The sequence below is a fragment of the Microbacterium sp. PMB16 genome (assembly GCF_051294855.1).
GTDB lineage: Bacteria > Actinomycetota > Actinomycetes > Actinomycetales > Microbacteriaceae > Microbacterium.
The window spans coordinates 200,485-222,790 of record NZ_CP145908.1 but is presented as its reverse complement, the minus strand read 5'-3'; the positions used below and the strand labels follow the sequence as shown (position 1 = coordinate 222,790).

23 protein-coding genes are annotated in these 22,306 nt (G+C 69.2%); 13 read left to right on the top strand and 10 right to left on the bottom strand.

The features are described 5' to 3' along the window. Window positions 1-3 precede the first annotated feature (3 nt). Together V5D55_RS01140 and V5D55_RS01135 are read left to right on the top strand one after the other, a co-directional pair. Window positions 4-1,134, top strand: coding sequence for a UDP-N-acetylmuramate dehydrogenase (locus tag V5D55_RS01140; protein ID WP_435749238.1), 1,131 nt, complete (start codon window positions 4-6; stop codon window positions 1,132-1,134). 31 nt (window positions 1,135-1,165) lie between these two features. After that, window positions 1,166-1,567, top strand: a complete 402-nt coding sequence (locus V5D55_RS01135; protein WP_435746834.1) for a VOC family protein — start codon at window positions 1,166-1,168, stop codon at window positions 1,565-1,567. A gap of 21 nt (window positions 1,568-1,588) precedes the next feature. Here V5D55_RS01135 and V5D55_RS01130 read toward each other — a convergent pair whose 3' ends face one another. Together V5D55_RS01130 and ald are read right to left on the bottom strand one after the other, a co-directional pair. Beyond that, the gene (locus V5D55_RS01130; RefSeq protein ID WP_435746832.1) at window positions 1,589-2,806 is read right to left on the bottom strand and encodes a pyridoxal phosphate-dependent aminotransferase; all 1,218 of its coding nucleotides are present in this window, start codon (window positions 2,804-2,806) and stop codon (window positions 1,589-1,591) included. 178 nt (window positions 2,807-2,984) lie between these two features. Beyond that, window positions 2,985-4,079 (bottom strand): alanine dehydrogenase, encoded by a 1,095-nt coding sequence (gene ald, locus V5D55_RS01125; RefSeq protein WP_435746830.1) that lies wholly within the window; start codon window positions 4,077-4,079, stop codon window positions 2,985-2,987. A 117-nt stretch (window positions 4,080-4,196) separates the two neighbouring features. On the opposite strand from ald, the gene V5D55_RS01120 reads away from it, so the two are divergent. After that, the gene (locus tag V5D55_RS01120) at window positions 4,197-4,706 is read left to right on the top strand and encodes an Lrp/AsnC family transcriptional regulator (protein WP_435746828.1); all 510 of its coding nucleotides are present in this window, start codon (window positions 4,197-4,199) and stop codon (window positions 4,704-4,706) included. A gap of 15 nt (window positions 4,707-4,721) precedes the next feature. Here the strand turns inward: V5D55_RS01120 and V5D55_RS01115 are convergent, their stop codons facing one another. The 4 genes from V5D55_RS01115 to aceA form a co-directional block, all read right to left on the bottom strand. Further along, window positions 4,722-5,156 (bottom strand): hypothetical protein, encoded by a 435-nt coding sequence (locus V5D55_RS01115; protein WP_435746826.1) that lies wholly within the window; start codon window positions 5,154-5,156, stop codon window positions 4,722-4,724. 65 nt (window positions 5,157-5,221) lie between these two features. Beyond that, window positions 5,222-5,602, bottom strand: coding sequence for a hypothetical protein (locus tag V5D55_RS01110; RefSeq protein ID WP_435746824.1), 381 nt, complete (start codon window positions 5,600-5,602; stop codon window positions 5,222-5,224). 123 nt (window positions 5,603-5,725) lie between these two features. Then, window positions 5,726-7,375: a malate synthase A gene (gene aceB / locus V5D55_RS01105; RefSeq protein WP_435746822.1), complete on the bottom strand. Its 1,650-nt coding sequence runs from the start codon at window positions 7,373-7,375 to the stop codon at window positions 5,726-5,728. A gap of 18 nt (window positions 7,376-7,393) precedes the next feature. Further along, window positions 7,394-8,734: an isocitrate lyase gene (gene aceA / locus V5D55_RS01100; protein WP_435746820.1), complete on the bottom strand. Its 1,341-nt coding sequence runs from the start codon at window positions 8,732-8,734 to the stop codon at window positions 7,394-7,396. A gap of 121 nt (window positions 8,735-8,855) precedes the next feature. On the opposite strand from aceA, the gene V5D55_RS01095 reads away from it, so the two are divergent. After that, a complete protein-coding gene (locus tag V5D55_RS01095; RefSeq protein ID WP_435746818.1) occupies window positions 8,856-10,307 on the top strand; it encodes a helix-turn-helix domain-containing protein in 1,452 nt (483 codons plus the stop codon). Window positions 10,308-10,317: 10 nt separating this feature from the next. Here the strand turns inward: V5D55_RS01095 and V5D55_RS01090 are convergent, their stop codons facing one another. Beyond that, the gene (locus tag V5D55_RS01090) at window positions 10,318-10,884 is read right to left on the bottom strand and encodes an AAA family ATPase (protein ID WP_435746816.1); all 567 of its coding nucleotides are present in this window, start codon (window positions 10,882-10,884) and stop codon (window positions 10,318-10,320) included. Window positions 10,885-10,887: 3 nt separating this feature from the next. Beyond that, a complete protein-coding gene (locus tag V5D55_RS01085) occupies window positions 10,888-11,250 on the bottom strand; it encodes a TA system antitoxin ParD family protein (protein ID WP_435746814.1) in 363 nt (120 codons plus the stop codon). 130 nt (window positions 11,251-11,380) lie between these two features. On the opposite strand from V5D55_RS01085, the gene V5D55_RS01080 reads away from it, so the two are divergent. Together V5D55_RS01080 and V5D55_RS01075 are read left to right on the top strand one after the other, a co-directional pair. Continuing rightward, window positions 11,381-12,922 carry a glucoamylase family protein gene (locus tag V5D55_RS01080; protein WP_435746812.1) on the top strand — a complete coding sequence of 514 codons (1,542 nt, stop codon included), beginning with the start codon at window positions 11,381-11,383 and terminating at the stop codon, window positions 12,920-12,922. Window positions 12,923-12,960: 38 nt separating this feature from the next. Beyond that, complete coding sequence (locus V5D55_RS01075) at window positions 12,961-13,581, top strand: TetR/AcrR family transcriptional regulator (RefSeq protein WP_435746810.1); 621 nt, start codon at window positions 12,961-12,963, stop codon at window positions 13,579-13,581. 2 nt (window positions 13,582-13,583) lie between these two features. On the opposite strand, the gene V5D55_RS01070 is transcribed toward V5D55_RS01075, so the two are convergent. After that, window positions 13,584-14,237, bottom strand: a complete 654-nt coding sequence (locus tag V5D55_RS01070; protein WP_435746808.1) for an amino acid deaminase — start codon at window positions 14,235-14,237, stop codon at window positions 13,584-13,586. 118 nt (window positions 14,238-14,355) lie between these two features. Between V5D55_RS01070 and V5D55_RS01065 the strand changes: the two genes are divergently transcribed. From V5D55_RS01065 to V5D55_RS01040, 6 genes are read left to right on the top strand one after another with little or no spacing between them, the layout of a single operon-like run. Beyond that, entirely contained in the window at window positions 14,356-14,994 is a 639-nt protein-coding gene (locus V5D55_RS01065; protein WP_435746806.1) for an HAD family hydrolase, read from the top strand. A 42-nt stretch (window positions 14,995-15,036) separates the two neighbouring features. Continuing rightward, window positions 15,037-16,026 carry a phosphate/phosphite/phosphonate ABC transporter substrate-binding protein gene (gene phnD, locus V5D55_RS01060; protein WP_435746804.1) on the top strand — a complete coding sequence of 330 codons (990 nt, stop codon included), beginning with the start codon at window positions 15,037-15,039 and terminating at the stop codon, window positions 16,024-16,026. A 1-nt stretch (window position 16,027) separates the two neighbouring features. Beyond that, window positions 16,028-16,852, top strand: a complete 825-nt coding sequence (gene phnC, locus V5D55_RS01055; protein ID WP_435746802.1) for a phosphonate ABC transporter ATP-binding protein — start codon at window positions 16,028-16,030, stop codon at window positions 16,850-16,852. Further along, window positions 16,849-17,661, top strand: a complete 813-nt coding sequence (phnE, locus tag V5D55_RS01050; RefSeq protein ID WP_435746800.1) for a phosphonate ABC transporter, permease protein PhnE — start codon at window positions 16,849-16,851, stop codon at window positions 17,659-17,661. Before phnC ends, phnE (V5D55_RS01050) begins: the two co-directional genes overlap by 4 nt. Next, entirely contained in the window at window positions 17,658-18,473 is an 816-nt protein-coding gene (gene phnE, locus V5D55_RS01045; protein ID WP_435746798.1) for a phosphonate ABC transporter, permease protein PhnE, read from the top strand. Before phnE (V5D55_RS01050) ends, phnE (V5D55_RS01045) begins: the two co-directional genes overlap by 4 nt. After that, window positions 18,454-19,326 (top strand): MurR/RpiR family transcriptional regulator, encoded by an 873-nt coding sequence (locus V5D55_RS01040; protein WP_435746796.1) that lies wholly within the window; start codon window positions 18,454-18,456, stop codon window positions 19,324-19,326. Before phnE (V5D55_RS01045) ends, V5D55_RS01040 begins: the two co-directional genes overlap by 20 nt. A 13-nt stretch (window positions 19,327-19,339) precedes the next feature. On the opposite strand, the gene V5D55_RS01035 is transcribed toward V5D55_RS01040, so the two are convergent. After that, window positions 19,340-20,848, bottom strand: coding sequence for a PucR family transcriptional regulator (locus V5D55_RS01035; protein ID WP_435746794.1), 1,509 nt, complete (start codon window positions 20,846-20,848; stop codon window positions 19,340-19,342). Window positions 20,849-20,944: 96 nt separating this feature from the next. On the opposite strand from V5D55_RS01035, the gene gabT reads away from it, so the two are divergent. Beyond that, window positions 20,945-22,306, top strand: coding sequence for a 4-aminobutyrate--2-oxoglutarate transaminase (gene gabT, locus V5D55_RS01030; RefSeq protein WP_435746792.1), 1,362 nt, complete (start codon window positions 20,945-20,947; stop codon window positions 22,304-22,306).

Genomic DNA, 22,306 nt, shown 5'->3' with positions numbered 1-22,306 from the left:
GAGGTGCGAGAGATCGAGCCGATCCGTCTCTCGCAGCTGACCACGCTGCGCACGGGCGCTGCGCCCGAACGGATGCTGGAGGCATCGACCACCGAAGAGCTCGTCGATGCTCTGCGCGAGACCTGGTCGCGCGGAGACGAATGGTTCGTGCTCGGCGGCGGCTCGAACCTCTTCGTGGGGGACGAGTCGTTCGAGGGGACCGTGATCCGCGTGCGGACCAGCGGGATCGACGAGCTTCCCTCGCCGCATCCCGGGCGCATCCGGCTCCGTGTGCAGGCCGGGCACGGCTGGGACGACCTGGTGGCATACGCCGTCGGCCACGGCTATGCGGGCCTCGAGGCGATGTCCGGCATCCCCGGTACGACGGGTGCTGCGCCGGTGCAGAACATCGGCGCGTATGGGCAGGAGATCCAGGAGACCCTGGTCGAGGTCGAGCTGATCGACGAATCGAACGGTGAGATCTCCACCGTGCCGGCGTCCGAACTCGGGCTCGGCTTCCGTACTTCGGTGCTCAAGCACCACTACGGCAGTGTGTCCGCACGACGCGCCGTCATCCTGTCGGCGACGTTCGACCTGCTCGTGGCCGACCAGCGCATCGTGCGTGGCGAGCAGCTGCGGCGGGCGCTCGGGCTCGTCGACGACGCGCCGGTGCCGCTGAGCTGGGTGCGCGACCGCATCCTGGCGACCCGCGCGTCGAAGGGCATGCTCCTCGACGACGCCGACCTCGACACGCACAGCGTCGGTTCGTTCTTCCAGAACGCGGTCGTCCCCGAGGCCGTGGCCAGGGCGCTGCCGCCGGGGTGCCCCCGCTTTCCGGTCTCACCGGATCTCGACACGGTGACCGTGATCCCGCTCGCCTCGTACGACGGACTCGTGCCGCAGACGAAGACGGACGCGCCGGACGTGAAGGTGAGCGCGGCGTGGCTCATCGAGCAGGCCGGCATCCGCAAGGGGTTCAAGCTCCCGCGGTCGCGCGCATCGGTGTCGACCAAGCATGCGCTCGCGCTGACCAACCGCGGCGGCGCGACCGCCGGCGAGGTCGCCGAGCTCGCTCGCTTCATCCAGAGCAGGGTGCACGCGGAGTTCGGGCTCGTGCTGCAGCCGGAGCCGGTGCTCGTCGGCGTCGACCTGTAGCGGCGTCCGACCCCGCGGCTACACTCGCCGCATGAGCGGATTGATGCCCTACCTGCTGTTCCCCGGCAACGCGGCGGAGGCCCTGCACCACTACCAGTCCGTCTTCGGCGGTGAGCTGCGGGTGATGGACTACGCACAGGCCGGGCGGCACGACGGCCCCGGCGACGCCGTCGCCCACGGCCAGCTCAGCGGCCTCGTCGACCTCGCCGGCGCGGATGCCGGAGCAGACGGCGACGCCGTGCAGATGAACGGGATGTTCTTCTCGCTCCTGGGAACGGCGGATGCTGCGACGCTCACTCGGTGGTTCGACGCGCTCGCCGACGGAGGCCGAGTGATCGACGCCCTGCAGAAGCGCCCGTGGGGCGACTTCGACGGGACGGTCACCGATCGCTACGGCATCCGCTGGCTCATCGGCTACCAGTCGGAGGACTGAGCCGAAGGCTGCGCGTCGGGGTCAGGCGAACAGACGCTGCAAGCGCTGCACGCCCTCGAGGAGCTGGTCGTCGCCGAGCGCGTAGGACATGCGGATGTAGCCGGAGGGTCCGAAGGCCTCACCCGGGACGACTGCGACCTCGGCCTGCTCGAGGATGAGATCGGCGAGCTCGAGCGACGTCGTCGGCGTCACGCCGCCCCAGGTGCGACCGAGGAGGCCCTGCACGTCGGGGTACACGTAGAACGCGCCGAGCGGGTTCGGCACGACGAGGCCGTGGATCTTCGACAGCTCCGACACGATGAGCTTGCGGCGGCGGTCGAAGGCCTCGCGCATCTGCTCGGCCTCGGTCTGCGGTCCGTTGAGCGCTGCGATGGCTGCTCGCTGCGCCACGTTGTTCACGTTGCTCGACAGATGCGACTGCAGGTTGCCGGCGACCTTGATCGCGTCGGCGGGACCGACCATCCAGCCCACGCGCCATCCGGTCATGGCGTAGGTCTTGGCGACGCCGTTCACGAGGATCGTCTGCCCGGCGACCTCGGGGACAGCCTCGACGATGGAGGTCGCCTTGGTGGCGGTCCCTGAGCCCGACGAAGGGTAGGTGAGATTCTGGTAGATCTCGTCGCTGACGATCCAGATGCCGTGCTCGAGTGCCCACTCGCCGATGGCCTTCGTCTCGTCAGCGGTGTACACGGATCCGGTGGGGTTCGACGGCGACACGAAGACCAGTGCGGTGGTGCGCTCCGTGCGCGCGGCCTCGAGCTGCTCGACGGTGACCTTGTACTCCTGGTCGGCTCCGGCGAACACCTCGACCGGGGTGCCGTCGGCGAGACGGATCGCCTCGGGGTAGGTGGTCCAGTACGGGGCGGGGAGCAGAACCTCGTCGCCCGGGTTCACGACCGCCTGGAAGGCCTGGTAGACGGACTGCTTGCCGCCGTTCGTGACGATGACCTGGCTGGGGGAGACCTCGAGGCCGGAGTCGCGGAGTGTCTTCGCGGCGATGGCCTCGCGCAGCGCGGGGAGACCGGCTGCCGGGGTGTACCGGTAGTTCGCCGGGTCAGCCAGTGCCTCTGCCGCAGCATCCACGATGAACTGCGGCGTCGCGAAGTCGGGCTCGCCCGCGGCGTACGAGACGACGTCCTTGCCTTCGGCCTTGAGGGCCTTCGCCTTGGCATCGACCTTGAGGGTCGCCGACTCGGCGATGGCGGACAGCTTGCGGGAGAGGGGAGCGCGTTCGGTCACGACTACGAGCGTACTCGGGTCGGTGGCCGGTCCGCCGGGCGAGTCGGCACGAAGAACCGGAGTTCTTTCGGATGCCGGGTGGTCGCGCGCCCTCGCGCCTGGCGGTCTGGATCAGAAACGTCGCTGCGCGGGCTCGGGGAGCGACGTTTCTGATCCAGGCTGTGCTCGGGGAGGGGGCTCAGGCGGTGGGGAGACCGTGGGCTTGCGCCACGGCATCCAGGGTGATGCGCCCGCCCTGGACGTTCAGACCCTTGGCGAGAGCCTGGTCATCGGATGCCGCGCGCTCCCAGCCCTTGCCGGCGATCGCCGAGACGTAGGGGAGCGTTGCGTTGGTGAGCGCGCGGGTCGCGGTCTCGGGGACGGCGCCCGGCATGTTCGCGACGCAGTAGTAGATGGCGTCGTGCACGGCGAAGGTCGGGTCGTCGTGCGTGGTCGGGCGGGAGCCCTCGAAGCATCCGCCCTGGTCGATCGCGATGTCGACGAGCACAGCGCCCGACTTCATTCCGGCGACCATGTCGTCCGTGACGAGCTTGGGAGCCGCGGCGCCGGGGATCAGCACGGAGCCGATGACGAGGTCGGCGGTCGCGAGCTCCTCGGCGATGTCGTAGCGGCTCGAGGCGCGCGTCTCCAGTGCGCCGCCGTAGCGGTGCTCGAGCTCACGCAGGCGCGGCAGCGAGATGTCGATCACGGTGACCTTCGAGCCGAGGCCGAGCGCGTTCGCGGCGGCGTGCTCACCGGCGACGCCGCCGCCGATCACGACGGTCTTCGCGCGGGGCGTGCCGGCGATGCCACCGAGAAGGGTGCCGCGCCCGCCGTTGGAGCGCAGCAGCGAGTAGGAGCCCATCGTGACCGACAGGCGGCCGGCGATCTCGCTCATCGGGATGAGCAGGGGCAGGCTGCGGTCGGGCAGCTGCACCGTCTCGTAGGCGACGGCGGTCGTGCCGGCGTCGACCAGCGCTGTGGTGAGCGCGCGGTCGGCGGCGAGGTGAAGGTAGGTGAAGAGGGTCAGGTCGGGGCGGAGGAAGCCGTACTCCTGCGCGATCGGCTCCTTGACCTTGATGACCAGATCGGCCGCGCCCCATGCCTCGGCGGCGGTCGGCACGATCTCTGCGCCTGCGGCACGGTATGCGTCGTCGTCGATGCGCGATCCCACGCCCGCGCCGGATTGCACCAGGACGCGATGGCCCTCGTGGACCAGGCGGTCAGCGCCGGCCGGAGTGAGCGCGACGCGGTTCTCGTTGTTCTTGACCTCGGTGGGCACGCCGATCTTCATCGATCCTCCAGAGTTGCTTGTGCGTGGACGGTGATCAAGAATCGCAGAAACGTCGGCTCTGCACCAGATTCAGTGAAGAAGATTCGCTCGAGCGTCGCATCCTGCATAATCATTCGCATGGAGACCTCGCCTACCGCCCCCGAGACGAATACTCTTCGGGCTCCCGCGCTGGACACGACCGATGCCAGGATCGTGCAGCTGCTGTCTGCCGATGGCCGGATGACCAATGCCGAGCTGGCGGGCCACCTCGGCGTCGCTCCCTCCACCGCACACGCGCGCCTGCGTGCCCTCGTCGACCGCGGCGTCATCAGCGGATTCCACGCGAGTGTGGACGAGCGAATGCTGGGGGCAGGGCTGCAGGCGGTGATCGGCGTGACGCTGCGCCCGAGCGGTCGCCGGGAGAGCATCGTCGAATTCGCCGACCGGGTCCGCGGGCTGCCGCAGGTCATCCAACTGTTCTTCCTCGGCGGCGATGACGACTTCCTCCTGCACATCGCGGTCGCCGACTCGTCGGAGATGCGCGAATTCGTGCTCGAGCATCTGTCGGCCCAGTCGAGCGTCGCCTCGACGCGCACGAGCATCGTGTTCGACTACCACCGGAATTCCGTGGCGGCGTCCTTCACGTGACGTCGATGCGCGCGGTCACGCGCCGTAGGACGACGGCAGCCCGCAGAAGTCGGCGTACCGCCGTGTCGGATTCTCCGGGTCGGTCATATCGACCAGAGCGGATGCCACGCTATGCGGCGGCTCGTCGCCGGCGAGCTGCCAGAGAGTGAAGTTCCACATCCCCCGGGCGGTCTCGCTGAGAAGGGTCGCCGGGCCCGAGGCGATCAGCACGCGGTCGTCTCGCGGAGCCGCGCGGAACGGAGCGATGACCTCTTCGCGCAGCGCCGTCTCGTCGCCATCCGCGCTGTGCGCCCGTTCCACCCTCTGGCCTGCCTCGACGAGGGCGGCAGCGAGCGAATCGGCGGCGGAGCGAGAGCGCTCCGCATCCCTCCCCGCGACGGCGACCGCCCGCACGCCGGAGCGGGAGATGTGCAGGAACTCGTCGGCGATGCTGGTCCAGGCGTCGGTCATGCCATCAGGCTACGCCTCGTGCCGGCCTCGCGGTGGGCCGCGGGGCGGGCGCGGATGCAGGCGCTTCACGCGTCTCCTATGCCGACGAGCGCACCCAACTCGGCGATGCGCGGAACGAGGTGGCAGAGGAACGTCAGGCCGATCGCGGTCACCGCGAGGACAGCCGGGAGCGCATGGAGATCTCTTCGGCGGGGGAGCCCCGCGATGAGGACGAGTGCGACTATCGGAGGAACGAGCCAGTACTCCGCACTCCCCTCGAACACGCGAATCAACGTCGCGGTGGCAGGCGGCGCGACGACGTGGGGTCGCGGCTCGAACACCCGGACGGCCAGTACCGAGGCGGACGCGGCGGCAGTCAGCAGGCTGAGTGCGATCGACGCGACCATTCGTGATCGGTCGACCGCAGGAGAAGGGCGGGGAAGGCGAGGAGGTGGGGGCGTCGTCATCCGGCGACAGTACGGTGGACGACCGTCGACGCGCAGCGTTCTCCACAGGGTTCGCGTCGGCGGATGCGGAAACCCCCGGCCGATCCGCGGGGAGCGGACGACCGGGGGCTTTCCTGGGGAGGATCAGTCCTCGTCGACGAGGAACCGGCTGTACGCACCCAGAGTCAGGAAGGTGGGGAACTCCTCCTGCAGTGCGACCTCACGGAAGATCTCCGCGGCGTCGTCGAACCGATCCCCGGCGCTCCGCGTCGCCATGGCGAGCACCTGGGCGATGAGCCCTTCGATGTACTCCACGGTGATCGGCGTGCCGTCCTGGGTCGTCCGGTCCTGGTGGATCCACTGCCACACCTGTGAACGGCTGATCTCTGCCGTCGCGGCATCCTCCATCAGATTGTCGATCGCGACGGCGCCGAGGCCTCGCAGCCAGGCCTCGAGGTAGCGGATCGCGACCGAGACGTTGTCGCGCACGCCCCGATCGGTGACCGCGCTGCCGATGCGCAGATCGAGCAGATCACGCGCCTCGACGCGCACGTCGTCGCGCTGCCGATCGACCTGGTTGGGCCGGTCGCCGAGCACGGCATCGAACTCCGCCTGCGCCGTCGGGATCAGGTCGGGGTGCGCGACCCAGGTGCCGTCGAAGCCGTCGCCGGCCTCGCGCTTCTTGTCGGCCGAAACCTTCTCGATCGCTCGCGCCGTCACCTCGGGGTCGCGACGGTTGGGGATGAACGCGCTCATGCCGCCGATCGCGAAGGCGCCCCGCTTGTGGCAGGTCTGCACCAGCAGATCGGTGTACGCCCGCATGAACGGCACCGTCATCGTGACCTCGCTGCGGTCGGGGAGCACGAAGCGCGCTCCGCGGCCGCGGTAGTTCTTGATGATCGAGAAGATGTAGTCCCAGCGTCCGGCGTTGAGACCGGCGCAGTGATCGCGCAGCTCGTACAGGATCTCGTCCATCTCGAAGGCTGCGGGCAGCGTCTCGATGAGCACTGTCGCGCGGATGGTGCCGTGCGGGATGCCGATGTACTCCTCGCTGAACGAGAACACGTCGTCCCAGAGCTTCGCCTCCTCGCTGGACTCGATCTTGGCGATGTAGAAGTACGGACCGCGGCCGCCGTCGATCAGCGCCTGCGCATTGTGCAGGAAGTACAGCCCGAAGTCGACGAGCGAACCGGATGCCGCGGTGCGACGCCCCGCGCGGTCGGTGAACTGCACGTGCTTCTCGGGCAGGTGCCAGCCGCGCGGGCGCATCACGATCGTGGGGGTGCGTTCGGCCGTGACGCGGTACTCCTTGCCCTCCGGGGAAGTGAAGGAGAGCTCGCCGCGGATCGCGTCACGGAGGGACAGCTGGCCCTCGATCACGTTCTTCCACGTGGGACTGGTGGCGTCCTCCTGGTCGGCGAGCCAGACCCGCGCGCCGGAGTTCAGCGCGTTGATCGTCATCTTCGGGTCGGTCGGGCCGGTGATCTCGACGCGGCGGTCCTCGAGCCCGGGGCCGGCACCGGCGACGCGCCATTCGGCATCGTCACGGATGTGGCGGGTGTCGTCGCGGAAACGCGGGTCGTGCCCGTTGCCGATCTCGAAGCGACGGCGCATCCGGTCGGCGAGCCGGTCATGGCGGCGCGACGCGAAACGATGGTGCAGCTCGGTGAGGAAGGCGATCGCCTCCGGCGTGAGGATCTCCTCGTAACGGTCGCGGATGGTGCCCGTGACCGTGATCGCCGGACCCAGTTGGGTGGTCGGAGCGGTGGTCGGGGGAGCGGTGGGAGTGGTCATGATCGTGAGTCCTTCGGCTTAGTGGAACTGCGCGGCTTCGGTGGAGCCGGCGAGGGCGAGGGTCGCGCTGTCGGGGTTGAGCGCGGTGGAGATGACGTCGAAGTAGCCGGTGCCCGCCTCGCGCTGGTGCTTGGTGGCGGTGTACCCGTGCGCCTCGGCGGCGAATTCGGCTTCCTGCAGCTCGACGTAGGCGCTCATGGCGCGTTCGGCGTAGCCGCGGGCGAGGTCGAACATCGAGTGGTTCACGGCGTGGAAGCCGGCGAGGGTGATGAACTGGAACTTGTAGCCCAGGTCGGCGAGCTCCTGCTGGAACGTCGCGATCTCGGCATCCGACAGGTGGCTCTTCCAGTTGAAGCTCGGCGAGCAGTTGTAGGCGAGGAGCTTGCCGGGGAACTCGGCGTGGACGGCCGCGGCGAATTCGCGGGCGAGCGCGATGTCGGGCTCACCCGTCTCCACCCAGAGCAGGTCGGCGTAGGGGGCGAAGGCGAGGCCGCGGCTGATGACCGACTCGATGCCCGGGCGGATGCGGTAGAACCCCTCCGACGTGCGCTCGCCGGTGGTGAACTGCTGGTCGCGCTCGTCGACGTCGCTCGTGAGCAGGTCGGCGGCGAGGGCGTCGGTGCGGGCGATGATCACCGTCGGCACTCCCGCGACGTCCGCCGCGAGACGTGCGGCGTTCAGGGTGCGGATGTGCTGCTGCGTGGGCACGAGCACCTTGCCGCCGAGGTGGCCGCACTTCTTCTCGCTCGCCAGCTGGTCCTCCCAGTGGATGCCGGCGGCGCCGGCCTGGATCAGCGACTGCGCGAGCTCGTAGGCGTTCAGCGGGCCACCGAACCCGGCTTCGGCATCCGCGACGATCGGTGCGAGCCAGTCCTGGGTGATCTCACCCGTCCCCGCGAGAGCCTCGGCGTGCTCGAGCTGGTCCTGGCGGATCAGGGCGTTGTTGATGCGGCGGACAACCGCGGGCACCGAGTTCGCCGGGTACAGCGACTGGTCCGGGTAGGTCTGACCTGCGAGGTTGCCGTCGGCCGCGACCTGCCACCCGGAGAGGTAGATGGCCTTGAGGCCCGCGCGCACCTGCTGCACGGCCTGACCGCCGGTGTAGGCGCCGAGCGCCCGCACGTAGTCCTCGGTGTGCAGGAGGTTCCAGAGGTTCTCGGCGCCGCGATGGGCGAGCGTCGACTCCTCCCGGACCGAACCACGGATGCGGATGACGTCCTCAGCCGTGTAGGTGCGCTCGACGCCGTCCCAGCGCGGGTCCGTCTCCCAGATCTCCTGGAGCTCCGCGGCGGTCTGCACCTGGTCGCCGGCTCGCAGGCCGGCGGGGCGGGGTGCGGGGGTTCCTGTGGTGTTCGTCATGGTGTCTCCTCGGTGAGAGTGGGTGGCTTGGCATCCACTCTGCGTGAACTTCGGGGGTCCCCCTGACCGATTTTGGGGTGAAGAATGCCCGAAATTCTGTTTTTGTGACAGAATCGGCGCCATGGTCACCGCTGACGCCGCAGAAGACACCGACGCCCTCACGATCGGACGCCGCATCCGGCAGTTGCGCACCGCGAGGGGATTGACCCTCGACGACCTCGCCGCGGCGGTGGACCGTGCCCCCAGCCAGCTCTCGATGATCGAGACCGGCAAGCGCGAGCCCAAGCTCACCCAGCTGCAGGCGATCGCGCGCGCGCTCGGCGTCACGCTCGACGCGCTGCTCGAGGGCGAGCCGCTCGACGAGCGCAGCGCCATCGAGATCGCCCTGGAGCGTGCGATGAAGGGCCAGACGTTCCAAGCCCTGGGCATCGATCCGTTCCGCATCGCCAAGTCCGTGCCGACCGAGGCGCTCAGGGCGCTCCTCGCTCTCCACGGCGAGATCGACCGCCTCCGGGACGAGCGGGCGGCGACACCGGAGGAGGCGCGCCGGGCCAACGTCGAGCTGCGTCATCTCATGCGTAGCCAGGACAACCATTTCGCCGATCTGGAGGCGAAAGCATCCGAGATCCTCGCGGCGGTGCGCCACCCCGGCGGACCGCTCACGCAGCGCACGGCATCCGAGATCGCCGCGTACCTCGGCTTCTCGCTGCACTACGCGCCCGACCTGCCGCAGACCACCCGCAGCGTCGCCGATCTCGCGAACGGCCGCCTGTACCTGTCGAGCAGTGTGCCCGCCAAGGGAGATGCCCGCACGGCGGTGCTGCAGGCGCTGTCGAGCCGGATGCTGGGGCACGCAGAGCCGCGCAGCTACGCCGAGTTCCTGCGGCAACGGGTCGAGACCAACTATCTGACGGGTGCGCTGCTCATTCCTGAGGCCCACGTGGTCCCGGCCCTGCATGAGGCCAAGTCGCGCCGCGCGATCTCGATCGAGGATCTGCGCGACGCCTACTCGGTGTCGTATGAGACGGCGGCGCACCGGTTCACGAACCTCGCGACCCGTCATCTCGGCATCCCGGTGCACTTCCTGAAGGTGCACGAGTCGGGCACCATCACCAAGGCGTACGAGAACGACGACGTCAACTTCCCGACCGATCGGCTCGGCGCCATCGAGGGGCAGATGTGCTGTCGCCGGTGGACCAGCCGCGTGGTCTTCGACGAGGACGACCGCTTCAACCCGTACTACCAGTACACCGACACGGGCAACGGCACCTACTGGTGCACCGCCCGCGTCGAGTCATCGAGTGAGGGCCTGCACTCCGTGAGCGTCGGGGTGCGCTTCGACGACACCAAGTGGTTCGTCGGGCGGGACACCACGCATCGCGGGGTCTCGAAGCACTCGGTCGAGGTGTGCTGCCGCCGGGCGCCTGCAGACCTCGAGGAGCGCTGGCGGGAGAACTCCTGGCCGAATGTGAAGACCCCGCGCACCCTGTTGGCGACACTTCCGACCGGGAGCTTCCCCGGGGTGGACACGACCGATGTGTACGAGTTCCTCGAGGCGCACGCGCCGCGCTGAGGTGGACGGTTCAGTCGAGGAGCCCGGCCGGCGTCCAGGCCGGCCACTCGACTGCTCCTACGGGCGTTCCGTGTTCGTACGTCGCGACGAGGCGGAACGGCGCACGCGCGGTGCTGTTGTCGAAGAACTCCGTGCGATCGGCGACGCGGCGGGCTTGCGCTATCAGATCCCACAGCCGTGCATGCCTTTCGCGGATCTTCCGTTCGGGAACATCGTGCCCACCCGCTCGCACGCGTTCGGCCACGCGGGCCACGCTCACGTCGACCGGTAGCAGCATGACGTGCAGCTGGACGAGATATCCGCGTCCGACCGCTTCGGCGACGAGGTCGACCTTGCTCGGATGGCTGAAGACGGTCTCGGTAATGAAGGATCTCTGTGCGATCAGCAGTTCGATACGCGCGTCGGCCGCGATCTGCGATGCCTCATAGGCGTGCTCGGCGGGCGCGCTCGGCCAGCGCTCCGCAGCGATCAGGTCGGCGTTGACGAATGGCAGGCCGGTCACCGGCTCCAGGATGCGGTCGACGTAGGTGGACTTGCCTGACCCGTTGGGCCCTGCGAGCAGATGGAGGAGGGGCACCCGTCAGGAATCCGAGTCGTCGCCGTGAGCGACAGGGTGGCCCTGGGCGTCAGCATCCGTCCACCGTCGTCCCGACCGGGTGAACTCCGCGGCGAGATCGAGCCGGGTGCGCCGTTCGACGATCTGCTCGTCCCAGGTCGCGCGGACCACGGCTTGATCGCGTTCGCTGAGATCGTCGTAGGACGCCTCGCTCGCGAGCACCCGTCGGATATCGCGATGGCTCACGCGTGGTGAGGCTTCCAATTCGCGTCCGATTCGTGCCCAGTGATTGATCTGCTGGGCCGCGCTGCGGCTCGACTCGGCGCCGATCGATTTCGCGACCTCGAAGAGATCGCCATCCACGCGCGTGGGCATCGTGCTGCTCATGCACACAGTGTAGCAGGGTGCTACACGCGCAGAGGGGTTGAGTGAACACTGAACACGTGTTAGGTTTTTGCACATCGGTGCGCTGCGTTTGCGGCGCCGTTCTCGATGAGGAGACACGATGAAGCGTTGGATGAGCACAGTGGCGACAGTCGGACTGGTCGTCTCCGGCCTGACACTCGCCGGACCCGCGACGGCGGACGGCGATCGTTCGGGCACCAAGGATCTGAAGCGATGGGCGCAGGACACCTGGCAATCCCTGGTGGCGATGACCGATGAGGAGACGGGCCTTCCGGCCGACAACGTCACCGGCGATCTGGAGACCGCGAGCGCCTACACCTCGCCGACGAACATCGGCGGGTACCTGTGGTCGACCGTCACCGCACGCGACCTCAAGATCATCAGCGCTGGCGAGGCGCGATCCCGCCTGTCGGCGACCCTCGACACTCTCGAGGGCCTCGAGCGCAACGACGCGAGCGGCATGTTCTACAACTGGTACTCGCCGACCACCGGCGAGAAGCTGACGACCTGGCCCGATTCCGGCGATCCGGTGTATCCGTTCCTCAGCACCGTGGACAACGGCTGGCTGGCGGCCGCGCTGCGCATCGTGCGGGAGGCGGAACCCCGACTCGCCACGCAGGCCGACGCCCTCTACGAGTCGATGGACTTCGCGTCGTTCTTCGATCCCGCGGGTGCCGCGGGCTTGCCCGCCGGCACCAATCGCGGCGGATTCTGGGATGCCCCGCCGCCGGACTGCAGCGTCGAAGCGCCCATGTACAACGGCTCGGGCGAGACCGCCTATTACACCTGCCACCATTACGACACGACGGTGAGCGAGAGCCGCATCGCGACCTACCTCGGCATCGCCAACGGGCAGATCCCGGCGAAGGCCCTGAACGGCACGCACCGCACCATGCCCCCCGGCTGTGACTACGCCTGGCAGGAGCAGCTTCCCGAGGGTGAATATCGCACCTATGACGGCGTCGAGGTCTGGGAGGGCGCCTACAGCTACAACGGCATGTCGTTCGTTCCGAGCTGGGGCGGCAGCATGTTCGAGTCGTTGATGCCGGACCTGCTCGTGCCGGAGACGAAGTGGGGCCCGAAGTCCTGGAAGCTCAACCACCCGATCACCGTCGAGGTGCAGAAGCAGCACGGACTCGAGGAGGCCGGATACGGATACTGGGGCTTCTCACCCGCGAGCAACCCCTTCGGCGGATACGCGGAGTACGGCGTCGACATCGCCGGGATGCGGTCCGACGGCTACACGTCCGACGCCGAGCAGACCGACGTCGACATCGACCGGCCGGGATGCACGACGGGCACGAACCCCGCGCCCGAGTTCGGTGACGGGGTCGTCACCCCGCACGCCGCGTTCCTCGCTCTGCCCTATGACCGGAAGGGCGCCCTGAAGAATCTCGAGGGCATCGAGCACGACCTCAGCGCCTACGGTCCCGGCGGGTTCTACGACGCGGTCGCCGTGCACAGCGGCACGATCGCGGAACGGTACCTGTCGCTCGATCAGTCGATGATCATGGCAGCGATCGGCAACGAGCTCACGAAGGATAAGCTCAAGGCCTATTTCGTGGATCGCGACATGGAGAAGCGTCTGCGGCCCGCGATGCGGCAGCAGGATTTCGGATCGTCGTGGGGCACCGGAGGCGGCCACAAGAGCTGAATCTCCGCGCCGGCCACGTCGAGGGACAGGAGTGCGCAGTGGTCACGGACGGTCAGCCTGCGGCGGGTCGAGGGTCGCGCGGCTCCTACGCGACGGGGCAGGCGCGACGGCAGGCGATCGTCGACGAAGCGCTCGTCGTGTTCTCCCGCACGGGGTTCCACGGCGGATCCCTGCGGGAGATCGCGAAGCGGGTCGGGGTGACCCCGGCGGGTCTGCTGCATCACTTCGCCGACAAGGAGGAGCTGTTCGCCGAAGTGCTCCACCAGCGTGACGAGAAGGTGCGTGCGGCAGCAGGTGACCCTGCCGAGCACACCCTGATCGAGCAGGCGAAGCGGGTCGTTGCCCACAACCAGACATCGCGAGGACTCACCTCCCTGTACGCGATCGTCTCGGCGGAGGCGACCGACCCCGAGCATCCGTCGCACGCCGAGTTCGCCGCGCGCTATCGGACGCGGGCCGACGAGGCGGTGGAGATCCTCCGCCGCGGGCAGGAGGCCGGCGAGGTGCGCGACGACATCGACCCCGCGCTCGCCGCGCGCCTGATCAGTGCGGTGATGGACGGGATCCAGCTGCAATGGCTGTGGGATGAATCCGTCGACATGGTCGCGCTCTTCGACGAGTTCGTGGGCCGCTACCTCGACCCTGCAGACAGGGGCTAGAGCTAGACGGCGTTCCAGCGCAGGCGTGCGTCGTCTGCGAAGGATTCCAGGGGCGCGGCCGCCTCGGCGACCGGGAACATCGTGACGAGCTGCGGCCGCGCGCCCGGGGATGGGGCCACTGCATACGCCAGAGCCGTCGGACCCTCTGCGGCGGCGACGGCGACGCGGGTCTCTCGCCCGTCGATCACCCGGGTGGCATCGATCGCCGGCGACTCCAGAACGGCGGATGCTGCTGCCACGGCCCGTGCGAGAAGCGTCGGGCCCGCGCGCCAGGGGAGGAAGCCGTCCGTCGGCAGTCCGCACGCCAGGGCGAGTGCGCCGTCGATCCAGCGCTCGCGCTTGAGCCCGTACGGCGTGACCTCGAGCGAGAGCAGATAGCCGTAGCAGTGCACGAGTCCCGCGTTGCCGATCGGCCAGGTCGCGGCGATGCCCGCCCGCCGGTGCAGCTCCTCGAACAGCGTCGGGGTGATGACGGCTGATCCGGTGTTCTCGTCGATCGCCGTCGACAGGCCCCACGCATCGAAACCGCCGGCGGAGCGGTCGTCGCGGATCGAGCTGTCGAGCCAGGGGAGCGCGTCGAGCGCGGTGCGCGCGCTCTCGATCGAGCCATCGGCAGCGGCGGAGGCCGCGAGGGTGAGCTGTCGGAGTTCGGCCACGGCGTTCACCCTACGTGGTGCGCGTGGACGGATTGTTCACACGGCGTTCACACGATTGGGACCTTCTGTCCACAATCGTTATCCATGATGGACGGAGCGTCCACACAGAAAGAACTCCGTGAACTCCATTCTCCTCTTCGATTTCGACGGCACGATCGCACTCGGCGACGGCCCGGTCCTCGCCTATGCACAGCAGGTGGCAGCGGCACTCGGCGATCGCGGCGACTTCGTCGACGGCATCCGCGCGCAGCTCGCGACGACCGACGGCGACTCGCTCGACGGCTACGACGCCGTACGTCAGGCGGCGCAGCGCCGAGGAGCGGATGCGCGCCTCCTGAGCGCCGCCTACCTCGCCAGTCGCGCGCAGCTCGCGACGGCCGACGCCCCGATCACCGCGCCGACTGGTCTCGCCGCCTTCCTGGAAGCCGCCGACGCCGAGCGCATCCTCGTCACGAACGCGCCGGCCATCCGCATCGAGGAAGCGCTCGAGTCGCTCGGCCTCACCGGGCTGTTCGACCGGATCGTCACGAGCGCCCGCAAGCCGAAGGGCCTCGAGGCGGTGCTCGCCGACCTCCCGGCCGACGCCCGCGTGCTGAGCGTCGGCGACATCTGGCACAACGACCTCGCCCCCGCCCACGCCCGCGGGCACGCGACCGCGCTGATCGGCGGCTTCCCCGACCCGCGGGCCACCCCCACCTTCCGCGCCGCAGAGTTCTCGAGTCTGGTTCCCCAGCTCGAGGCGTGGCTGCGCGGCTGAGACCACCCCTCCGTACCCACCCACCCCCATCGAAGGATGAACATGCGTACCTCCCTCTTCCGTTCCTCCGCAGCGGGCGCCATCGCCGTCGGTGCCCTGCTGACCGTGGCGCTCGCCGGCTGCTCGGGCAGCACCGCGGCTCCCGGCGACTCGGCAGCGCCCGCCGCCGATCCGGATTCGATCGTGCTCGCACTGGTTCCCTCGCAGGACCAGGACGGGCTCGTCGACACCGCGGCTCCTCTCACCGACTACCTCACCAAGGAGCTCGGCATCGAGGTGACCGGCGTGGTCTCGAAGGACTACCAGGCCGCCGTCGAGGCGATGGGTGCCGGCCAGGCACAGATCGGCTTCCTCCCGTCGCTGCAGCTGTGGCAGGCGAACGACATGTACGACGCGAAGGTCGTGCTGCAGACCGAGCGCAACGGCAACATCACGTACCCGGCGCAGTTCATGACGAACAACCCCGACAAGTACTGCGACGACGAGCCGGTCGAGCGCGACGGGATGCTGTTCTGCAATGGCGCCGACGCGATGAAGGGACCTGCGGGTCTCGACAGCATCGACAAGGTCAAGGGGGCGAAGGTCGCCGTCCTCGGCCCCGGTTCGCCCGCCGGGTACATCTACCCGATCCTGGCGCTGCAGGAAGCGGGGCTCGACACCGACACCGACATCCAGCAGATCCCGGTCACGGCGAACGATGCTTCGGTGCTGGCGGTCTACAACGGTGACGCCGAGGTCGGTTTCAGCTTCTGGGACGCCCGCACGATCGTCGCGAAGGACACCCCGGATGTGGGCCAGAAGGTCGTCGTGTTCGCTCTGACCGAGGAGATCCCGAACGACGGAGTGGCGCTGTCATCCGACCTGTCGCCGAAGCTGCAGGACCGCATCACGAAGGCGCTCGAGGACTTCTCGAACACCCCGGAGGGTTCCGAGATCCTCACGAACATCTACTCGATCACCAAGCTCGCTCCGGCCGACCCCGACTCGCTCGACGTCGTCGCCCGGGCCGCACAGGCTCTGGGGCTCCAGTAAATTGTCCGATCAGATCCCGCACGCGGACGCCGCAGCTTCGGCTGCGGCGTCCACGCCGTGGTCCATCCGCTTCGACGAGGTCACGGTGCGCTATCCCAACGGGACCGTCGGCCTGAACGGTGTCTCCCTCGACATCGACGCCGGTGAGATGGTCGCTGTGGTCGGACTCTCGGGGTCGGGCAAGTCCACGCTCATCCGCACGATCAACGGCCTCGTGCCGGTCACGAGCGGCACGCTCGACGTCGGCGAGCACCGGGTGAGCGGCGCCTCGCCGCGCACACTCCGCCGCCTGCGCGGCGACATCGGCATGGTCTTCCAGGGCTTCAACCTCGCGGGCCGCGCGAGCGTGCTCCAGAACGTGCTCGTCGGGCGCCTCGCCCACACGCCCCTGTGGCGTACGCTGCTCGGCGCCTACCCGGAGGCCGACAGGCAGCTCGCGTACCAGGCGCTCGATCGCGTCGGCATCCTCCCGAAGCTGCACGCCCGCGCGTCCGAACTCTCCGGAGGACAGCAGCAGCGCGTGGCCATCGCGCGTGCGCTCGCGCAGCAGCCCCGCATCGTGCTCGCCGACGAGCCGGTCGCGAGCCTCGACCCGCCCACGGCGCGCGGCGTCATGAACGACCTGCGCCGCATCAACCGCGACCTCGGCATCACGGTGCTCGTCAACCTGCACCTGCTCGACCTCGCGCGCGAGTACGGCGCGCGGATGATCGGCATGCGCGCCGGCGAGATCGTCTACGACGGTCCGGCGACGAGTGCGACGGATGCCGACTTCGAGAGCATCTACGGTCGCTCGCTCACCCCGGAAGACCGGTTGGACACATGACCCGCGTCGCACCGGCATCCGATCTCGACGTCCCCGCCCGCCCGCCGGGAGCGTGGAAGGGACCTGTCATCGTCGTCGCCGTCGTGGCGGTCACCGTCGTGATGTGTCTGCCCGGCATCGGCATCGGCGTCGATCTCTCGGCCATCGCGCGCAACTGGCAGAACGGCGCCGACAAGATCATCAAGCTGCTCATGCCGGACTGGAGCTTCTTCCCCCGCACGCTTCCGCCGCTCATCGAGACGCTGCAGATGGCCGTGATCGCGACCGCGATCGGTGCGGCCGTCTCGCTGCCGCTCAGCTTCTGGGCCGCGCGCGCGACGAACCCCCACACGCCGACGCGCATCATCGTGCGCGGCATCCTCAACGTCGTCCGCAGCGTCCCTGACCTGCTCTACGCGGCGATCCTCGTCGCCATGGTCGGCGTGGGGGCGCTCCCCGGCATCCTGGCTCTGCTGCTCTTCAACGTCGGCATCATCGTCAAGCTCGTCTCCGAGGCGATCGACACGAACGACCGCGGCCCGCTGGAGGCAGGACGCGCGGTCGGCGCGACCCAGACGAAGATCAACCGCACGCTCGCGCTGCCGGACGCCTGGCCCGCCTTCGCCAACCAGACCCTGTACGTGTTCGAGCTGAACGTGCGCGCCTCCACGGTGCTCGGGCTCGTCGGCGCCGGTGGCATGGGGCTCCTGATCGACGCGGTGCGCACGTTCTACCGCTACGACCAGCTCTCGCTCATCATCCTGGAGATCCTCATCGTCGTCATCGTGATCGACGTCGTCTCCGACGCGATCCGACGGAGGCTCGTATGAGCGCGGCGCTCACCGTCATCCCCGACAAGCCCCGACGGCCCTGGCTGATCGCCGGCTGGCTGCTCGTGACCGGAATCGTGGTGCTCGCCTTCTGGTCGATCGACATCGACTGGGCGCGTCTCGCCGATCTGCCGGCCGAGATCATCCGGTACCTCGGCCTGATGTTCGCGAGCCCGAACTGGGAGAAGCTGCCGGAGGCGCTCTGGCAGACCTGGCGCAGCATCGAGATGGCGTGGGTCGGCACGATCCTCGGCATCCTGCTCGCGACGCCGCTCAGTCTGGTCGCCGCACGGGGATTCGGGCCCGCCTGGCTGCGGGCCCTGCTGCGCGGACTCTTCTCGCTGATCCGCGCCGTGCCGGAGATCATCATCGCGATCGTGATCCTGTCGGTCACCGGCCTCACCCCGTTCACCGGGGCGCTCGCCCTCGCGATCAACGGCGTCGGCACCCTCGGCAAGTGGGGATACGAGGCCGTCGAGGCTGTGCCCCGCGGACCGATCGAGGCGGCGCGCGCTGCCGGCGGAAGCACCCTGCAGGTGCTGCGCTGGGGTGTGTGGCCGCAGTCCGAACCGGCGTTCTGGTCGTTCTGGCTCTATCGCTTCGAGATCAACGTGCGCTCCTCCGCCGTGCTCGGGCTGATCGGCGTCGGCGGGATCGGCGACATGCTCACCTCGTACACCCAGTACCGTGAGTGGTCGACGGTGGGGGTCCTCCTCATCGTGGTCGTCGTGGTGACGATGCTGATCGATGCGGCCTCCGGCGCCATCCGCCGCCGGATCATGGAGGGAGCCCGTGACCGTGTTCTCGCCTAGCGCGCCGCCCACCGCGCGCATCGCCGCGGTGCTCAACACGATGCAGCCCGCGGAGCGTCGCGTTGCGGAGCTGATCGTCGAATCGGCAGACGAGGTCGTGGAGTGGACGGCCCAGGAGCTGGCCGAACGCGCCGGCGTCGGCCGGGCCACGGTCGTCCGCACCTGCCAGGGCATCGGCTACCGCGGGTACCCGCAGCTGCGGGTCGCCCTCGCCGCCGAACTGGGCAGCGCTCCGGCGGAAGCCGCGGTCGATCACGGACCGGGCGTGCTCGGCCGGATGCGCGGCGAGATCGACCGCCTCGCGACCTCGCTCCCCGCGCTCGCGAGCCTGCTCGACCCGGATGCCGTGGCCGAGGCCGTGCGAGTCGCGGCATCGGCCCGTCGACTGCTCGTGCTCGCGAACGGCTTGTCGTCGCCCATCGCGAACGATCTCGCGATGCGCCTGACGGCATCCGGACGGGCAGCGGAGTTCATCGCTGATGCGATCGCGCAGCAGATCGCCGCCCGTCACCTCACCGCAGACGACGTCTGCCTGGTGGTGAGCGGCTCCGGTGCGAATGAAGCGAGCCTGCGCGTCGCGACGGCCGCAGCCCGCGGCGGGGCGACCGTGATCGCGGTGACGTCGTTCGCCTCCTCAGCGCTGACCGAGGTCGCGACGCTGTCGCTGGTGCTCGCCCCCACCGGTGTGAGCTTCCGCGATGAGCTGGAGCATGCATCCCGCGTCGCCTACCTCGTCTTCGCCGAGGTGTTCGCCGCCGCCGTGACGACCGAGCGTGGCGACGACGCGGTACAGGCGCGGGCGCACGTGCTCGAGGTGGTGTCCGACAACCTCGGTGAAGGGTCGGAGTCGTAGCCCTCGGTGGCCGTCAGTCCCTTGCCGTCTGCAACAGCGCCCAGAGCTCGGCACGGGCGGGGAACGACGAGAGGTCGATCCCCAGCAGCGTCCCGGCCTGGGCGATGCGTGCCCGGAGCGTGTGCCGGTGGATGCCGAGTTCGAGGGCCGCGGGCTCGGCGCGCGCATCGTTCCTCAACCAGCAGCGCAGAGACTGCTCCAGCGCGGCGGAGCCCGACAGGTCGTGCGCGCGCAGCGGTGCCAGGCGGGATTCCGCCACGAGCCTTGCCTCATCCGTGGCGAGCGCGCTGAGGATGCTCGATCCGACCGTGTCGGCGTAGCGCTCTGCGCCGGCTCCCGAGCGTTGCCGCAGCGCCGTCAGGGCCTGGGCGTGCGCGCGCGAGAAGGCGTCGTAGCCTTCGGGTTCCGAGACGCCGATGCGGATGCCGAAGCGGTGCGCGAGCTCGTCGAGGAGATCGTCGTCCACTGCGGAGACGCACACCGTGAGGCCCTCGTCGGACTCGGCGAGGAAGAATGCGGTGCCGTGGTCGGCCCGGTGCCGCTCCCACCAGTCGGTGATCGGGCCGGCAGGGGCGTCGGATGCCACGGCGACGACCACCGGGGCCGCCGGGAGTCCGCCGATGACTCGCCGGGTCAGGGTCGAGTCGTCTGCGAGCAGGGATTCGAGCAGTTGCGTGTGCAGTCTCCGCCTGCTGCGGGCCAGCTGCTCGCTCTGCTCCATCGCGAGTCCCGCCATGGCGATCACGGAGGTCACGACCGAACGCGCCTCCGGGTCGAGCGCATCGATCTCGAGCGCGATGACTCCGCGCAGGTGTCCGCCGCGGCCGATCGTGAAGAGCGTGAACGTGTGGTCGTCGAGCGTGAGTGACTGACCGGCCTCGAGGCCGCGGGTCAGGATCTCGATCACTCGCTCGCCGAGGTCGTCCAGAGCGTGCCGTTCGACGGCGTCGCGCGGATGCGAGACGAGCAGCGCACCTGCCGCGTCGAACATCCCCGCCCAGACGTCGAGCCGCCGGCCGAGTTCGGCGACGGTCGCGTCGAGCCCCCGCGGTCGGAGCGCGGCGAGGGCGAGGGCGCGCTGCGTGTCGAGCGCCCAGGACCGGCGCGCGTACGCCTGCGCGGCGATGGCCTCGGAGTGGGCGCGGGCGACCGCGATGAACGGCGTGCGGTAGGGGACTTCGAACAGGGGCATCCCGTTCGCGGCGCACGCGGCCACGAGCTCTTCGGGAATGCCTGCGCGGTGCACCTCGCTGCCGAACCCGAGTCCGAGGACGCCACGGTCGGCCAGGCGCCCGACGTAGGTGTCGATGTCGACCGCTTCATCGAACTGCGTGCCGGTCGTGAGGAGCGCGAGGTCTTCGGAAAGGAAAGGGGTCGGATCGGCGAGGTCGGAGCTGTGCACCCAGCGCAGAGGCCGGTCGAGCGATGAGGCGGGCAGCTGGTCTTCGCGGGAGACCAGCGAGAGGCCGAGATCGCGCCGGCGCAGCAGCGCCCGCAGCGTGGGTTCTTCCGTGACGGCCATCTCCACCTCTCCGTTGTACAGTCGGGCGATATCCCTGAGCAGATTGTACAAGTCGGCGAGTGCGGCGGTGTTCGCAGCCGCCGTACGCTCGCGAACATGGCTCTTCTCGACACCGCAGCTGTTGCAGTTCCCCTCGGCGGCCCCGACCTCCCCCAGGAGCGTCGCCTCATCACCGAACTCCCGGGCCCGCGCTCGGCCGAGATCCTCGCCCGCAAAGCGGATGCTGTCGCCGCGGGTGTCGGTCACACGGTGCCCGTCGCGACCGTCGCCGCCGGTGGTGGCGTCGTCGTCGACGCCGACGGCAACTCGCTCATCGACCTCGGCTCCGGCATCGCCGTGACGACGGTCGGCAACGCGCACCCGAAGATCGCCGCCGCCGTCGCCGCTCAAGCCGCGCAGTTCACGCACACCTGTTTCATGATCTCGCCGTACGAGTCGTACATCGAGGTCGCCGAAGCCCTCAACCGGGTCACCCCCGGCGACTTCGCCAAGAAGAGCGCCCTGTTCAACTCGGGTGCAGAGGCCGTCGAGAACGCGATCAAGATCGCCCGCAAGTTCACCGGTCGCCAGGCTGTCGTCGCCTTCGACCACGGATACCACGGCCGCACGAACCTGACGATGGCACTGACCGCCAAGTCGATGCCGTACAAGAGCGGCTTCGGACCGTTCGCGCCCGAGGTCTACCGTGCGCCGATGTCGTACCCGTTCCGCGACGGGCTCGCTGGCCCTGAGGCCGCGGCCCGCGTCATCCTCCAGCTCGAGAAGCAGATCGGCGTCGATAACCTCGCCGCCGTCATCATCGAGCCCATCCAGGGCGAGGGCGGCTTCATCGTCCCGGCCGAGGGGTTCCTCCCCGCGATCGCCTCCTGGTGCCGCGCGAACGGCGTCGTGTTCATCGCCGACGAGGTGCAGACGGGCTTCGCCCGCACCGGCCACATGTTCGCCAGCGAGATCTTCGGCATCGAGCCCGACCTGATCACGACGGCCAAGGGCATCGCCGGCGGACTCCCGCTCGCTGCGGTGACCGGTCGCGCCGAGATCATGGACGCCTCGCACGCCGGTGGCCTCGGCGGCACGTACGGCGGCAACCCGATCGCCTGTGCCGCAGCGCTCGCCGCGATCGACGTGTTCGAGAACGACGGCGTGATCGAGCGGGCGCGGGAGATCGGCACGATCCTCACGCAGCGCCTCGCCGCCATTCAGGAGAACGACGCCCGCGTGGGCGACATCCGCGGGCACGGCGCGATGATCGCCGCCGAGTTCGTCGACCCCGAGACCAACGCTCCGGATGCCGCGCTCACCGCCGCCGTCGCGAAAGCCTGCATCGCTCAGGGCGTGATCGTGCTCACCTGCGGCACCTACGGCAACGTCATCCGCTTCCTCCCTCCGCTCGCGATCGGCGACGATCTGTTGAACGAAGGACTCGACATCGTCGCAGAAGCACTCGCGCAGGCCTGA